General features: G+C 66.1%; 10 protein-coding genes. 5 read left to right on the top strand and 5 right to left on the bottom strand.

All coding sequences use genetic code 11. The annotated features are described in order from the left end of the window. Positions 1–14: 14 nt before the first annotated feature. The 4 genes from F5544_RS22855 to F5544_RS22840 all read right to left on the bottom strand — a co-directional run bounded on the left by F5544_RS22855 (position 15) and on the right by F5544_RS22840 (position 2511). Positions 15–230 carry a hypothetical protein gene (locus F5544_RS22855; RefSeq protein ID WP_167475087.1) on the bottom strand — a complete coding sequence of 72 codons (216 nt, stop codon included), beginning with the start codon at positions 228–230 and terminating at the stop codon, positions 15–17. Further along, on the bottom strand, positions 221–1246 hold the full coding sequence (locus F5544_RS22850; protein WP_167475086.1) for a DUF6545 domain-containing protein: 1026 nt from the start codon (positions 1244–1246) through the stop codon (positions 221–223). Before F5544_RS22850 ends, F5544_RS22855 begins: the two co-directional genes overlap by 10 nt. A 3-nt stretch (positions 1247–1249) precedes the next feature. Continuing rightward, on the bottom strand, positions 1250–1714 hold the full coding sequence (locus F5544_RS22845) for an ImmA/IrrE family metallo-endopeptidase (protein ID WP_167475085.1): 465 nt from the start codon (positions 1712–1714) through the stop codon (positions 1250–1252). A 221-nt stretch (positions 1715–1935) separates the two neighbouring features. Then, on the bottom strand, positions 1936–2511 hold the full coding sequence (locus tag F5544_RS22840) for a hypothetical protein (protein WP_167475084.1): 576 nt from the start codon (positions 2509–2511) through the stop codon (positions 1936–1938). Positions 2512–2826: 315 nt separating this feature from the next. On the opposite strand from F5544_RS22840, the gene F5544_RS22835 reads away from it, so the two are divergent. The 5 genes from F5544_RS22835 (at position 2827) to F5544_RS22815 (ending at position 15348) form a co-directional block, all read left to right on the top strand. Continuing rightward, positions 2827–11289 carry a type I polyketide synthase gene (locus tag F5544_RS22835; RefSeq protein ID WP_238846586.1) on the top strand — a complete coding sequence of 2821 codons (8463 nt, stop codon included), beginning with the start codon at positions 2827–2829 and terminating at the stop codon, positions 11287–11289. Beyond that, entirely contained in the window at positions 11286–12809 is a 1524-nt protein-coding gene (locus tag F5544_RS22830; RefSeq protein WP_167475082.1) for an NAD(P)/FAD-dependent oxidoreductase, read from the top strand. The genes F5544_RS22835 and F5544_RS22830 overlap by 4 nt, the downstream gene beginning before the upstream one ends. After that, a complete protein-coding gene (locus F5544_RS22825; RefSeq protein ID WP_342760379.1) occupies positions 12746–13615 on the top strand; it encodes an alpha/beta fold hydrolase in 870 nt (289 codons plus the stop codon). The genes F5544_RS22830 and F5544_RS22825 overlap by 64 nt, the downstream gene beginning before the upstream one ends. A 60-nt stretch (positions 13616–13675) precedes the next feature. Further along, the gene (locus tag F5544_RS22820) at positions 13676–14155 is read left to right on the top strand and encodes a PaaI family thioesterase (RefSeq protein ID WP_167475080.1); all 480 of its coding nucleotides are present in this window, start codon (positions 13676–13678) and stop codon (positions 14153–14155) included. Positions 14156–14217: 62 nt separating this feature from the next. After that, positions 14218–15348, top strand: coding sequence for a CapA family protein (locus F5544_RS22815; protein ID WP_167475079.1), 1131 nt, complete (start codon positions 14218–14220; stop codon positions 15346–15348). A gap of 158 nt (positions 15349–15506) precedes the next feature. Here the strand turns inward: F5544_RS22815 and F5544_RS22810 are convergent, their stop codons facing one another. After that, positions 15507–15680, bottom strand: a complete 174-nt coding sequence (locus F5544_RS22810; protein WP_167475078.1) for a hypothetical protein — start codon at positions 15678–15680, stop codon at positions 15507–15509. Between the last annotated feature and the right edge of the window lie 18 nt (positions 15681–15698).

Raw genomic sequence — 15698 nt, 5'->3', positions numbered from 1 at the left:
CCGTACCTCGGGGATCAGTCTCTGGCGGACGAGAACGTCGTTGTCCCGGTGGCCGACTGCTGGTTTCGCCGGTCGGTCGCGCGGAGCAGGGTTTTCGCGGGTTCCCACAACCGAAGCAGTGTCTGCTCGTCGGGTACGCCACCCCCGACCGCGGTCGGATCGTCCGCGGGTGCGCCATCGCTGTCGGTGAGCCGTTCGGTCGCCAGGGCCAGCTCGGTAATCAGCCGCATGTGCTCTTGGTCGTCTTCGTCGACGGTGGCGTCGATCGATGCGTCGACGATATCCGGAAGGGCACTACGTATCTGGCGACGATTTCGGCCGCATCGTGGATTTCCATCCGGCGGCGATGTAGACGTTCCTGCGGTGCGGCGTTCCAGTTGTCCACCCATTTGAGTCGGAACACGACCTGTGGTGCGGCGGCCGTCAGATCCCGCCACACCGGATACAGCCGACGCACGGTGCGTGAATCGCGATCCAGTCGCAGGAGTTGCATGACGGCCTGTGCCGCGGACGGGATCAATGCCACGACCGCAGCGGCGAAGAAGAGCAACCCTGGCTCACCCGAGGTGATTCCATCGGTCATCACGTCGTACATGTGATGGGTGAACGCGTTGCCGACTCCCGCGGCATCCGAGGCCGCGAAGACCACGATCGAGAGGATGGGCAGGAAGCTGGCGACGGCGAAACTCAGCTGGCTGGTCAGGACAATCCGCTCCCACAGGGTGGTGGTCCGGCCTACCGTGCCCCTGCGGGTCAGCACGTAGTAGTACAACGCGACGATGACCGGCGGCGCCGAACACAATCCGACGTAGACGCCGTATCGCCAGCCCCCGTATTCGGCGATGGACGACATCCGCGCGGCTCGGGCCGGATCGCTCAGAACGAGGAATACGGCGCTGAGCGCAGCCGCCAGTCCGAGCACGACCTTGAACCGGATTCGGTAGCGCACCGGGCCGTAGTGGTACAGCTGAACCATCCCGAGTCCGCACGCCCAGGCCATCACGGTCAGCCAGTGCCAGGTATCGAACACCGTGGGCAGGCCGCCGGGAACGACGCCGGCTACGCGGCGGGCGATCACCGGTTCACGCAGCAGGGCCGCTACCGAATCGAAGCCCATCATCGCGTTGATCAGACGGCCGAATAAGGAGGTGCGCCGGATCAAGGCGAATCGGATGATCGTGATGGCCACTATGAATACTGTCGCGGGCATGGTGACCCAGGTGGACAGATGGTCGTGCGGCCACATGCGCTAAATCTCTTTCAACATCGGATCGCGCCGTGGTCCGACGGTACGGGCGCGGATGCCGATCAGCGACGCCAACAGTTCGGCCTCGTACTCTTCTTCGGAGTCGTAGCTGGATATTCCGCGGGCGGCGCGGACCGTGGAGAGATCGATTTCTCGGTCCAGCGCGACACCGCTCGTCAGCGTCGTCAATTCCACCGTGGAGATCGATGCGTCCTGTCCGTGATCGAGCAGCATATGGCCGACCTCGTGCAAAGCCACGTGCAGTTCCGCGGCGGGATCGGACGACTGCCGCAGAAAGATCACGTCATAGCGCTTGCACGCCAGCCACAACCCGCACAACCCGACCGGAGCCGTCGGCGGCAGCGGCAATCGCACGATCCGCCGCCCGCGCATGCGCTCGAGTTCCGCGAAGAACTCCTCGATGGTCCAGTCCGCGGGCAGATCGAGACCATCGACAAGGCTTTGCAACCGAGCCCGCGTGGAAATCTCGCCTCGGATGAGGTTCCGCGCGAGGACGGAGAGTCTGCTCCGGAATGGTTTCCGCATGTCACGTGCCGCCTGGGCGCGAGGGCGGCTGCGCAGCGACCGATCGAATGTAGACCGCGTTCAAAAACGATTTCCCTCCCCGGCTCAATGGGGCTGGCTAGCCGAAAGTGCCGGCCGGCGTTAGCGATTCTAGTTCAATTTCGCTATTCCGTCGGGTTGTCCGGGCCGGATTCCGTGGGTGCGGGTTCGGCGACATTCTGCAGAGTTTGGAGCAGCCGGTCGATCGCGCTCTTGGGAAAGACCAGCTGATAGCCCTCGGTATGGCTGCGTGCCCGCTTCAAATCGATGCCGAGCCGTTCGAGCTCGGTCACGAGATCCACGACGGACCTGTGCTTGCGGGCCAGATTCTGCAGCGCGCTCACTCCGCTTTCGACATCGTCGTGCTCCGCCGCCGGGGCAGGTTGCGCGTCGGTGGGCGGGCCGAGTGTGCCGCCATGGTGCAGGGCCGCGGTCGCACTCCCGGGCGGCAGTCCCAGGGCCTCGAGCGCCCGGTTGTACTTCGCCTCCGTGGAAGCACTCACGACGTCGACCTGCCCGCTCTCGATCCGGGACTGGACATTCCGCGTGGGACCACCCAAGTCCTGGATGCGCTGATGCGTGATCAGCACATCGGGGAGATTGCGCTGCCGGAACGCCTTCACTTGTTGTCCGAAGCGCTGTCCGGCCGATTCGCCCCTAGGGCGCTGCACGGCGTCGCCGGCGCCCGATTCGTCGCCCATAGAGACACGATACCACTTGTCTGCGCATCGATTACCATTACGCACACGCATGCTTGGTTTCCGGGGTGGGCAAGGCAAGGCCGCCTCCCGCGGGCCAGGCTTCAGTGGCCTGTGAGTCGAAGGAGGCACCCGCCTGTCGGCATAAATGCACAAATATGCACATCAATGTGTCGCTGTCAAGCTACCTGTCGAGCACGCCGCGAATGGTCGCCGGACGCGATACAGTGAGTGCTGCCGTGCGCGGTAATCGATGCGGATGGACCGCGAGATGGCTTGTGCGACTGCGAGATCGGCGACATGGGTTGACAGGGGAACATGGCCTCCAGCGCGTTTTCGGCAACCATCGGCCGGAAGCATGAGGGCATTGCTGTCGTGGGGATAGGTTGCAGGTTCCCAGGACAGATCTGCAATGTCAGCGACTTCTGGCGCCTCCTGCTCGAGGAAGGCGATGCCATTCGAGCGGTGCCGCAGGACCGGTGGTCGGATGCTGCCTTCTACGACCGCGATGCGGGCCGACCGGGGCATCTTCGCACTCGATGGGGTGGATACCTCGACGATGTCACCGCATTCGATGCGCATTTCTTCGGCATCACGCCCCACGAGGCCGCCAGGATGGACCCGCAACAGCGCCTCTTTCTCGAGACGACATGGGAAGCCCTACAGGACGCGGGAATCGTTCCCGAACGCCTCGCAGGCACGAAAACCGCTGTATACGCAGGGGTTTCCGGTCATGACTACGGCATCATCCAGCTCAATCCCGACAACCGGTATCTGATCGATGGCCACACGATGGCCGGTCTCGCGAATTGCATTGTGGCCAACCGCGTCTCGTATCTGCTCGACATACACGGTCCCAGCATGACGGTGGACACGGCATGCTCGTCCTCATTGGTCGCCGTCCACCTCGCGTGCCGTGCCATTCGCGGTGGCGAAGCGACGATGGCGATTGTCGGGGGAGTCAGCGCGATACTCGTGCCCGAGGCGACCATCGGGTTCAGTCAGGGAACATTTCTGTCGCCCGACGGCCGGTGTAAGTCGTTCAGTGGAGCGGGTGACGGTTATGTTCGCAGCGAGGGGTCGGGCACGATCATTCTGAAGCCGCTGTCCTCGGCCGTCCTCGATGGCGACCGCGTCTACGCGGTGATCCGTGGCAGCGCGACGAATCAGGATGGTCGCACGAACGGCATCACCGTGCCCAGCGAGGACGCGCAGGCGCAGATGATCGTGGACGCCTGTCGCGATGCCGGCGTCGACCCGGCCGACATCGGCTACGTCGAAGCGCACGGGACGGGTACGGCCGTCGGCGACCCGGTCGAGGCACGCGCCCTGGGAAAGGCATTGGCCGCAGGACGCACCGAGCGCGAACCCTGCCTCATCGGCGCGGTGAAGTCGAATCTGGGTCACCTCGAGTCGGCGGCCGGAATCGCCGGAATCATCAAGGCATGCCTCGTTCTCACCCACGGTGAGATCCCCGCGAACATCCACGCGGAGGTACCGAATACGACGATCCCGTTCGAGGAATTGGGCCTGCGGCTGGTGCGGGCCCGCCGATCGTGGCCGCGCGGCAGACCGCGCCTGGCGGGTGTCAATTCGTTCGGATTCGGCGGATCCAATGCCCATGTGATCCTCGAAGGTCCGCCGGACGATGCCGCCGCGGCGCGCCGAGACACGGTGACCGAGCGTGCGGCGGGAGAACCCGTGCTGTTCACACTCAGTGCGAGGACGACGGCGGCACTGCGGGCGTACGCGGACCGTTACGCCGACTTCCTCGACGATCCGGCGACAGCGGCGGCGCTGCCCGCCGTCGCGGCCACGCAGGCGCTGGCCCGTCCACATTTCGACCATCGTCTCGCCATGGTGTGTTCGTCCGCGGACGGGTTGCGCGACGCCCTTCGCGATGTGGCGAGAGGCTCATCGCCCGCCGGGCTTCGGAGCGGTGTGAAGGCGCCCGGCGCCGCGCACGCGGCTTTCGTCTTCTCGGGGCAGGGCCCGCAATGGTGGGGCATGGCGCGCGAGCTGCTCGACGAGAGCGCGGTATTCCGGCGAACCGTCGAGCGCGTGGACGCGGAGCTCGGCACGTACGTCGACTGGACCGTTGCCGAGGAGCTTCGGCGGGACCGAGCCGATAGCCGGATCGATGAGACCTTCATCGCGCAACCTGCCCTGTTCGCGGTGCAGCTCGGGCTGGCGAATCTGTGGCAGAGCTGGGGTGTCGTCCCGTCGGCGGTCCTCGGTCACAGCATCGGCGAAGTCGCCGCGGCCTGTGTGTCGGGGGCGCTGTCGTTCGAGGACGCGGTGCGTGTCGTCGTCCATCGAAGTCGGCTGCAGCAGAAAGCATCCGGCAAGGGGACGATGCTCGCCGTCGGCCTGCCGCACGGCGAGGTGGAACGCCGGATCGCCGCACACCGCGGGCGGGTGGCCGTCGCGGCGCTCAACGGCCCGGAATCGACGGCGCTCACCGGGGACCCCGATGCCCTCGAACGGATCGAGCGCGAGCTCGAGCGGGACAGGATCTTCTGCCGCACGCTTGCGGTCCGGGTGGCATTCCACAGCCACCATATGGACCCGCTTCGGGACGAACTGCTCTCCGCGTTGTCCGGAGTCGCGTCGGGTCCGGCAGCCATTCCGATGTATTCGACGGTCACCGGAGATATCGTTCCCACCGGCGCGCTCGATGCCGCGTATTGGTGGCGGAACATGCGCGAGCCCGTGCTGTTCGCGCCCACCATCGATCGCCTCATCGACGAGCGGCACCTCGTATTCGTCGAATTGGGTCCCCATCCCGTGCACGCGACGGCCATCGCGGAACTGCTCGACAATCGGCGCGCCGAGGGGGTCGTCGTCGAGTCGCTGCATCGTGGGCGCGGTGATCGCGTCACCCTCTCGAACTCCCTCGCCTCGCTCTACGCGGCGGGCTTCGACCCGTGTTGGGACACCGTATTCGACCGGACCCGGGCACGCGTACCGGTGCCTTTCTACCCGTGGCAGCGCGAAACCCATTGGCTCGAAACGCCATTGTCACGGAGCAGGCGATTCCCGTCGCCGATGCATCCACTCGTCGGGACCGAGAGCGGCGCCGCGGACGAGCCGGGAAAGCATATCTGGGAACTCGTCCTGGACCTGGCTCGATTCCCGTGGCTGGCGGACCATCGCGTCCAAGGCCCCATCGTCTTTCCCGCCGCGGCATACCTCGACATGGTGCTCGGCTGTGCCGCGAGCGCATTCGGTGCTGGTCCGTACTCGCTCGAGGATGTCGAATTCCGCCGTGCGCTCTTCATATTCGACGACCGCCCGGCTCCCGTCGTCCAGCTGATTCTGACCCACGCGCTGCACTACAGCGTGTACAGCCGTCAGGGCAGCGACAAGGATTGGACCCTGCATTCGGTGGGGACCCTGCGGCGCGGCGCCCCCACCGCCGTGCTTCCCGCACTCGAGGCGCAGGGCGTCGTCGAGATCGAGCCCGCGGCTGTCTACACCAGGTTCCGCGACGGCGGCCTGCTGCTCGGCCCGGCGTTCACCGCGATCGTCGAGCTCGCCCATGGCGACGGCTGTTCCCGCGCACGGATCGAGACGCCGACAGCCGTGGCGGATGAGGCGCGGCGCCATACGATCCATCCGGCCGTACTCGATTCGTGCTTCCAATCGCTGTCGGTCGCGATGGGCCGCGATTCGCCCGGCGGCGATGCCGAGGGGCTCTATCTTCCGGTCGCGGTCCGGCGGTTCAGCTTTCACACCACGGCGCGTGGCCGCCTGACCTGCTACGGGCGCACCTACCCCGGCGACGACCCGCGGTATCGCCAGGGAGATCTGTGGATCGTCGATGACGTCGGAACGATCGTGGCCGAGCTCGAAGGGCTCAGGTTCCAATCGGTCACCCAGGACATCGATGAGAGCGACGCCATCCTCCAGTGGCTCTACGAATACCGTTGGCGGCCGGCGCCGGTGCACACGACAGCACGCATCCCGGCCGACTTCCTACCCTCCGACGCGGCCCTGCGAGCGGCCGTCGAACCGCTGATCGATGAGCCCCGGAACCGGTCGATCAACCGCGAGTACCACGCGGTGACGGAACCGGAGATGGATCGGTTGTGCCTGGCGTACGTAACCGAGGCGTTTCACGAACTGGGCCTGAAATTCTCGCGGGGACGGCACTGCACGCTGGAGGAGATCGCGCGGGAGACGGGGGTGCCCGACAAACAATGGCAGTACCTCGGTCGTCTGCTGGAACTGCTTGCGCTGCACGGAATCATCGAGAACGACGCCGACGGGTGGCGGATTCGGATCGAGCCCGCTCGTGCCGATACCGAAAAGATGCTTGCTCGGCTGCGCGAGCGGCATCCGGAATGCGAGTCCGAGTACGCGGTGCTGGAACGCTGCGGACGGGAGCAGGCCGCCATCCTTCGCGGCGACGTCGATCCCCTCGAGCTCATCTTCCCGGAGACCGAATTCGCCTCGGTCGCGAACCTCTATGGCACCTCGCTCTCATTCGAACAGACCAACCGCATCGTCGGCGCGGTCGTCGCGGAGTGCGTACGAGCCCTGCCGAGCGGCCGGCCGCTGCGCGTACTCGAGATCGGAGCCGGCACGGGCGGCACGACCGGCTACGTTCTCCCCGAATTGCCCGCCGACCGTGCGGAATACGTGTACTCGGATGTCACGCAACTGTTCCTTGCCAAGGCACGCCGGCGGTTCACCGATTTCGACTTCGTGGACTACCGAATCCTCGATATCGAGCGCGATATCGAGGCGCAGGGCTTCGATCCGCACTACTTCGACATCGTCGTGGCGTCGAATGTCCTGCACGCCACCGTGAGCCTGCGGGCCACCCTCGAGAATGTCGAACGCCTGATGACGTCGCGGGGACTGCTCCTGATCGTCGAGGTGACGGTTCCGCCGCAGTGGCTCGACCTGACCTTCGGCACGACCACCGGGTGGTGGAAGTTCGCCGACCACGAGCTTCGGCCCCGCTATCCCCTGATGCCGGAGGCGGTTTGGCGTGACTTCCTGCCCACCGCGGGCCTCGAACACGTCCAGATCTTCTCCGAGATGACCACGCCGCGGCAGTCCGGCAACTCGGTCATCGTGGCGCGCACCCGGGCGGTGGACCTCGAGCCCCACCAGCCGCGCGTCGAGCCGGGGCCATGGGTCGTGCTGGCGGATGCGGACGGCGTCGGCGAACGCTATCTCGCCCTGCTCGGCGCGGCGGCTGCCGCAAGCGTCATCGTCACACGCGGCGAGGTCTTCGAGCGGATCGACGCCCGAAGTTTCCGGGTGCGCCCGACGAGCAGCGCGGATTTGAAGAGCGTGCTGGAGCAGGTGCGGGCACACACCGCGGGTGTGGCCGGTGTATTGCATTTGTGGAATCTGGATTTCGCCGGGCGTGCGGTCACCGCCGAACTGCTCCCCGCGATGGAACGCGACGCAGCCTACAGCGTGATCGCGCTGGCGCGGGCGGTCGAGGAGCTGGACTGGACCACACCGCCGCGATTCTGGGTGGCGACATCCGGGGCACATGCCCTCGATCGGGACGAGCACGTGACGCTCACCCAGGTGCCGAGCTGGGGCATCCTTCGAGTGCTGTCCAGCGAGCACAGCACCCTCCGTACGAAGATCATCGACTTCGACCCGGCCGCCGCCGCTGACCAACGGGCCGCCGAGCTCTTCGATGAGCTGCTCCACGTGCGAACGGCGGGGGAGGAGGTCGCCTTTCGCGCGGGCACGCGATTCACCGACCGTCTCGAACATGTCTCGTGTACCGAATTCGATGCGTCCGCCGCCACATTCGCCCGCGTATCGGACGAGACCCCCTGTACGCTCGCCGTCCCCACCGAACCCGGGATCGAACGGCTTCGATATGAACGGCGGGCCCGGCCCGCCCTCGGCCCTGGTGATGTCGCCATCCGGCCGCTCGCCACCGGCCTGAACTTCCACGACGTCCTGCTGACGCTCGGAATGCTGCCGGAGGCGGCGATATTCGGCGGGTTCTACGAGGAGAACCTCGGGATGGAATGCGCCGGGGTTGTCACACAGGTCGGATCCGATGTCGAGGGACTGGTCGCGGGAGACCACGTCGTCGCTTTTGCTCGCGGGTGCTTCGGCTCGATGGTGGCCACCGACGCCCGGCTGGTCTTCCCAGTACCGTCGAATCTCTCGGCCGCCGAGGCCGCGACATTGCCGATGGCATATCTGACCGCGTGGTACGCGCTGGTGGAGGTCGGTCGGCTCCGCCCGGGTGAGCGGGTTCTCGTCCATGCGGCCGCCGGGGGCGTCGGGCTTGCCGCGGTTCATACCGCACACGCGCTCGGTGCGACGGTCCTCGCCACCGCGGGTAGCGAGGACAAGCGGGCGTACCTTCGATCGTTGGGTGTCGAGGAGGCTTTCGATTCCCGTTCGCCGGCGTTCGCGGAAGCGATTCGACGTCGCCACGACGGTGTGGACGTCGTGCTGAATTCCCTTCGGGGGGACACCATTGCGAAGAGTCTCGACTTGCTTCGCCCGGGCGGGCGCTTCCTGGAGATCGGCACGAGGGATATCCGCGACAACCACAAGCTGGGCCTGGAGCCGTTCGGCAATAATCTGAGCTACTCGGCGATAAATATCGACCGGCTACTGCTCGACGACCCGGTGCGGTGTCGCGAGGTCGTGACGAAGGTTCTCGAGGCCGTCGCCTCGGGCAAGCTACCCCCGCTTCCCCGCCGGGTCTTCGGTGCGGGCGAGGTGACCTCGGCGTTCCGGTATATGGCGGCCGCGAAGCAGATCGGCAAGGTCGTCGTCGAATTCCAGCCGGACGCAGCGCTTCTCATCCATCCGAGCGCGAGCGGTGACGTGACGTTCGATGCCGACGGCACCTACTTGGTCACCGGGGGATACACGGGTTTCGGTCTGCGGACCGCCCAATGGCTGGTGGATCGGGGGGCGCGCACCGTGGTGCTGGTCGGGCGGCGGGCGCGGATCGATGGCGAGAACGAGCGGCCGATCGCGACGATGCGGGCCCAGGGCGCCGAGGTGGTGCTGGAACGCGCCGACGTGTCGATCGAGGCCGAGGTCGAGGGGCTGCTCGGGCGGATGGCGACGCTACCGGCGCTGCGGGGCGTATTCCATTCCGCGATGGTGCTCGAGGATGTGCCGGTGTCCGCCATGACGGAGGAGCAGTTCCTGCGAGCCGTGCGGCCGAAGATAGACGGCGCGTGGCATCTGCACCACCACACGCGGGAACTCGACCTGGACGCCTTCGTCATGTACTCGTCGATGGCCTGGAACATCGGAACATTGGGTCAGGCCAACTATGCGGCGGCGAACGGGTTCCTGGAGGCGCTGGCCGCGCATCGCCGCGAGCTAGGACTGCCCGGCCTGACGATCAATTGGGGCGCCCTCGGCGCGGTGGGTTTCCTCGCTCGCAACAGACTCGACATGTCCGCTCGGTTGGGGTGGACGGCAATCTCGCCCGACAATGCGCTGGGATTCGTCGGTCGCTGTCTGACCCAGGGGGTCGGCCGCGCCAGCGTATTCGGCGTGAACTGGGCGAAGATGAGTCAGGTGATGCCGATCCTGCGCAGCTCACCGCGGTTCGCTCATCTCGTCCTGGAGGGCACCACCGGCTCGGTGGTCGCGGTCGGTACCGAGGACCTTCGTGCCGAGCTCCGCGGGCTCCCGGCGGACGCGCGGGAATCGCGGCTCGTCGCGACGCTCTCCGAGCAGATCGCGCGAATCTTCGGCATGCCGGTCGAACGCCTGGCGCTCGACGTTCCGCTGACCGACCTCGGTATGGATTCGCTCATGGCGGGCCAGATCCGCAATGTGCTGGCCAAACAACTCGAGATCGACTTTCCGACCATGGGTCTCATGCGCGGGCCGACCCTCGTCGAACTCGCGACCGAGGTGCTCGCCCAGGTTTGTGGCGGGGAGCCAGGGGCCGCGCCCCTACCAATGGTCGCGACGCGTCGCCCGGAGCGCTGGATCCATCCGGCAGGGGGCCGATCCGATACGGCGTGGCTGCGCGTCTTCGCGCTGCCCTTCAGCGGTGGTGGCGCGTCGGTGTTCACGCCGTGGGCCGACCACCTACCCGGCACGATCGAGGTTCTGGGAATTCAGCCCCCCGGCCGGGAGAATCGCATCGATGAGGCTCCGATCGGCTCGATCTCGGCTTTCGTCGCGGAGCTGGCCGATGTCATGCTGCCGTACCTCGACAGATCCTTCGCGATCTATGGGCACAGCATGGGCGGATTGCTCGCCTATGAGCTGACCAAGCACCTCGAGCGGCAATATGCCGAGGTTCCGACGAAGCTGATCGTGGCCGGCTGGCTCTCGCCCGCGCTGGTCGAAGGTTATGTGCGGAGCCTGAAGCACATTCGCGACGGCTTCGACCTGGACCACGCATCGGACGGCCAGGTGCTCGCGGTGTTGCGGGACAACGGTCTTTTCACCGCACCGATCGACGACGACGCCTCGCTCGGGCCGCTGATCCCGTCGATACGGGCGGACCTCGAGATGCTAGGGGCCTATCGATTCGAGCACGGTGTCATGGTGCGGGCCCCGATCACGATCCTCCGTGGGGCCACAGACCCGTTGTTCGGGATGGATCAGCTGCGGGCGTGGGAAAAGCTGACGACCGGAAGGTTCACGCTCACAACAGTTTCCGGTGATCACCTGTTCATCCGGAACCCGGACGCGCGGGTGATGCGGACGATCGCCGATGAGCTGTCCGTGGCGGACGAATACCCGACGTTCACCACTCTGGATGGATCGGCGCAGAGCAGCCGGGGCAGAGAACGACGATGAAACCGGCCGAACGTTACGACGTCGTGGTGTGCGGGGGCGGCTTGGCGGGGTTGACATTGTCGAGACAGCTCGAGCGGGCCATGCCCGGCCTGACGGTCCTGGTGGTGGAACGGACCTCGGGGGATATTGCCGACGCTGCCCACAAGGTGGGGGAATCGACGGTCGAAGCCAGTTCGCACTACTTCACCCAGCAACTCGGCCTCACCGGGCATTTCAACACGCGGCAGCTGCCGAAGCTCGGGCTCCGCTACTTTTTCGGCGATGCCCGGGGACCCTTCGAGGCGCGGCCCGAGCTCGGTACGCGGCGGTTCCCCCGTGTGCCGTCGTATCAGGTCGACCGCGGCATCCTCGAGCGGGATCTGCGACGCGGCGCCGGCCACCTGGGCATCGATCTCGTCGAGTCGGCCAAGGTGATCGATATCGATCTGTCCGGTACCGAGGATGATCACATCGTTCGCTTCGTGGCGGCCGATGGCGCCGAACGCGCCGTCCGGACGCGCTTCGTCGTCGACGCCTCCGGTCGCCACCGGCTGCTGCAACGCAAACTCGGCCTCGGCATTTCGAGCCCGCACCGAATCAACGCGGCCTGGTGGCGTTTCCGCGGCGAGTACGATATCGAAACCATGGCGGCGGCCACGAATCCGGCATGGAAGCCGAGGACGCAGGAGCGCAGGTGGTTCTCCACCAATCACCTGATGGGCCGCGGCTACTGGGTGTGGATGATCCCGCTGTCGTCCGGGAATACGAGCATCGGCATCGTCACCGACGAGCGTATCCACCCGTTCAAGACGTACGCGACGGAAACGAAAGCGCGCCAATGGCTTGCCGAGTACGAGCCGACCCTCGCGGCGTTCATCGAGCGGGCCGAGCCGCTCGACTTCCTGAAGCTGCGGAACGTGAGTTATGCGTCCAGACAAGTCTTTTCGCACCACAGATGGTCCTGCGTCGGTGAGGCGGCGGTCTTCCTGGACGCCTTCTACAGCCCCGGGTCCGACTACATCGCGTTTACGAATACCATCACGACGCGGCTGATCGAACTCGATCGCCAGGGTCGTCTGACCGCTGACGTCGCGCGGATCTACAACCGGCTACTGCTCGAGGATCTGTGGCCGAGCTATCTGTCGATATACCACGACAATTACCCCATCTTCGGGAATGCGCCTGCGATGTTCACCAAAATCCTCTGGGATACGTCGTACTACTGGGCACTTCCCGCGCAGCTGCTGTTTCGCGGCCTGCTCACCGACGAGGACGCGACCGCCGAATTCCACCCCATCGCGGCGAGATATCACGGCATCCAGTCGCGCATGCAGGCGTGCCTGCGCATCTTCGCGTCCCGAGCCGCCGATCCGGACCGGTATCTGTTCGTCGAATACAGCAAGGTCCCGATCTGCACTCGGCTGCACCTTGATCTGCTCACGGACAAGACCGCCGAACGGTGTCTTCGCGATATGCGATGCGAGGTCGACCGATTCGAATCGTGGGCGGAGCAGTTCGAGAAGGAAGTCGAGGCGCGATGATCCCAGGAAAACCGTCTGATCCGAGAGACTCACCCCTGTTCGTCCGAAGGTCGGGGACCGGGCCTGCGCTGGTACTGGTGCACGGCGGGTTCCCGGCGGAGCTGACGTGGACCCGGCAACGGGAACTCGAGGCCCGATGGTCACTGATCGTGCCCAGTCGTCGCGGCTTTTCCCCCAGCCCCGCCGCACCGTGGCAGGACTTCCTCGTCGACGCCGACGATTTGGCGGAGCTCATCGAGGAGATACCCGGCGGTGCGCATCTGGTCGGCCTCTCCTACGGCGGCTTCGGGGCCTGTCTCGTGACCGAGCGACTGCCGCACCGGATTCGGTCGCTGACCCTGGTCGAGGTGCCGCTGTGGACCGCTGCGGCGCAGGACCGATCCGTCCGGGAGTTCGCGGCCCTGGCCGGTCGATTCGCCGCGAGCGCGGACGACGAACAGGCCGAGCGCGAATTCCTGGCCTTGGCAGGTATGGATCGGCAGGCGCTCGCCGGGAAGGGAGACGCCATTCGTCAGGCGCTGGAGCTGGCGCGCAAGCATCGTTCCCCCTGGGAGGCGAATCCGCGATTCGAAGCGATCGTCGAGGCGGGCATACCCACGCTGGTCGTCTCGGGAGACCATCACCCCGCGGCCGAGCGGATGTGCGATGCCGTCGCCGCACGGCTCGGTGCGCAGCGGGCCCGGGTGCCCGGAGCGGGACATGCCGTCCCGCGCGCGCCGGGATTCAACACGATGCTGGAAACATTTCTGACGGCCGCGGAACACAGCGGCGGGGACAGGGGAACCACCGATGCGCGAACGAAGTGAAAGAATTATCGGCACAGGGCGTTTCGCGCCTGCCGGAGCCGAGCGCGGCGAGGCCCAGGCATGAGTGACGACGCGACAATTCGCGGGCACGACCGGATCGCAGAGCACATCACCCCGATCTTTCGCGGCATTCCGACCCCGCCGGGAGTCGACCTCGCGCTCCCTCCGCCATCGATGAAGACCCTGGGCCTCCGATTCGAAGAATATGTGCCCGCTCAATCATTGACAGCGACGGTGACGGTGTCCGAGGAATTCGGAAACGTCGTGGGAATGCTGCAGGGAGGTCTCCTGTCCGCGATGCTCGATGACGTCATCGGGGCGCTCAGCTTCCTGACCGCGCGCGGACTGACCACGAGTTTGGAGCTGACGACTCATTTTCTCCGCCCGGTACGTCTCGGAGAGCGGCTGAGGTTGACCGCCGTGGTCCGCAAAGCGGGCCGTACGGCCATCTATGTCTCCGCGGAAGCACACAACGCCGACGGCAAGCTGGTGGCGACGGCCATGTCCGCGCAGCATGTCGTATCGATGCCCACTCCGTAAGTGGTAAGTCGTTGAATATCTATCGACCGCAACGTGATTCGAGCATCTGCAGGTGATGCGGTATGGTCGGCGATTCCGATCCGGTGACGGTGCTGCTGGGCGGCGATGTGATGCTGGGCCGTGGGGTGGATCAGGTGTTACCGCATCCGGAGAATCCGGTGTTGCGGGAACCGCATGTGGGTGATGCTCGTCGATATGTCGAATTGGCCGAGCAGCTCAATCGGGCGATTCCGCGGCCGGTGGAGTTCGCATGGCCGTGGGGCGATGCGCTGGTGGCCGTAGATGATCTCGCGCCCGATGTCCGGTTGATCAATCTGGAGACCTCGATCACCGCCGGCGATGAGTTCTCTGTGCGGAAGAGCGTCCACTATCGGATGCATCCGGACAATGTTCCGGCGCTGGCCGCATTCCGGCCGGATGTGTGCGCGCTGGCCAACAATCATGTCCTGGACTTCGGTCACCGGGGGCTGCTGGATACGGTCGACGCGCTCGCCGCGGCGGGTATCCGGAGTGCCGGTGCGGGTGTGGATCTCGATGCCGCGCGGCGGCCCGCGGCGATGCGGCTGCCGGGGGAGCGCGGGGTGGTTGTTTGTTCGGTGGCGACGCGGTCGAGCGGGGTGCCCTCGGCCTGGGGTGCGGGTCGCGGTCGGCCAGGGGTGTGGCTGGTCGAGGAGTTGTCGGCCGCGTGTGCCGCCGAAATCGCGGCAAAGGTGATGGCGCACAAGCAAGTTGGCGATGTGGCCATCGTGTCGGTGCATTGGGGGCCGAATTGGGGGTACGGCGTGGGGCGCGGCGAGATCGAGTTCGCGCACCGATTGATCGATGCCGGTGTGGATTTGGTGCACGGGCATTCCGCGCACCATCCCCGGCCGGTGGAGATCTATCGCGGCAGGCCGGTGCTGTACGGGTGCGGTGACGTCATCGACGACTACGAGGGCATCAAGGGGTACGAGTCGTATCGGCCCGAACTGCGGCTGCTGTATCTGGCCACGCTCGATCCGCGGCGCGGCGGACTGGTGGGCCTGCGGATGCTGCCGCTGCGGGTGCGGCGAATGCGGCTCGAACGCACCGGACGAGCCGACGCGGAATGGCTGCGCGCCACCGTCGAACACATCAGCCGCGGCTTCGACATCCGCGTCGCGCGCGGACCCGAGGATCTACTGTCGGTGTTGCCACGCCGCGTCCGCGGATGATTCGTCAGGCGTCGCAGCGCTTTTCGGCGGATGCAGCCGGAAAGCCCGGGTGTCCGTGCCGCACCCGAGACGATCATTCGGGTGGGTCGGGTCGCCATCGAAAGACGGACCGGGCCCGGTGACGGTGCGCACCGTCACCGGGCAGGCGCGTCGAGTGGTCAGCCGACGTAGTGGTGGTCTTTGAAACATGCCCTGACGTCGTCCACGAGGCGCCACTTCGCGCCGCAGTGCTTGCTGTAGAACACCCACATGTCCAGACCGTCCACGTTGTCGTAGGCGGTCGCCACCCCGTCATCGCACCCGCCTTGCGGGTTCGAGCCCCAGCAGTTCATGGAGGCACAGGGGCCCGC

It is taken from the genome of Nocardia arthritidis (genome assembly GCF_011801145.1).
Classification (GTDB): Bacteria; Actinomycetota; Actinomycetes; order Mycobacteriales; family Mycobacteriaceae; genus Nocardia; species Nocardia arthritidis_A.
The sequence above is the reverse complement of the archived record's forward strand: the minus strand, read 5'-3'. Positions and strand labels throughout refer to the sequence as shown.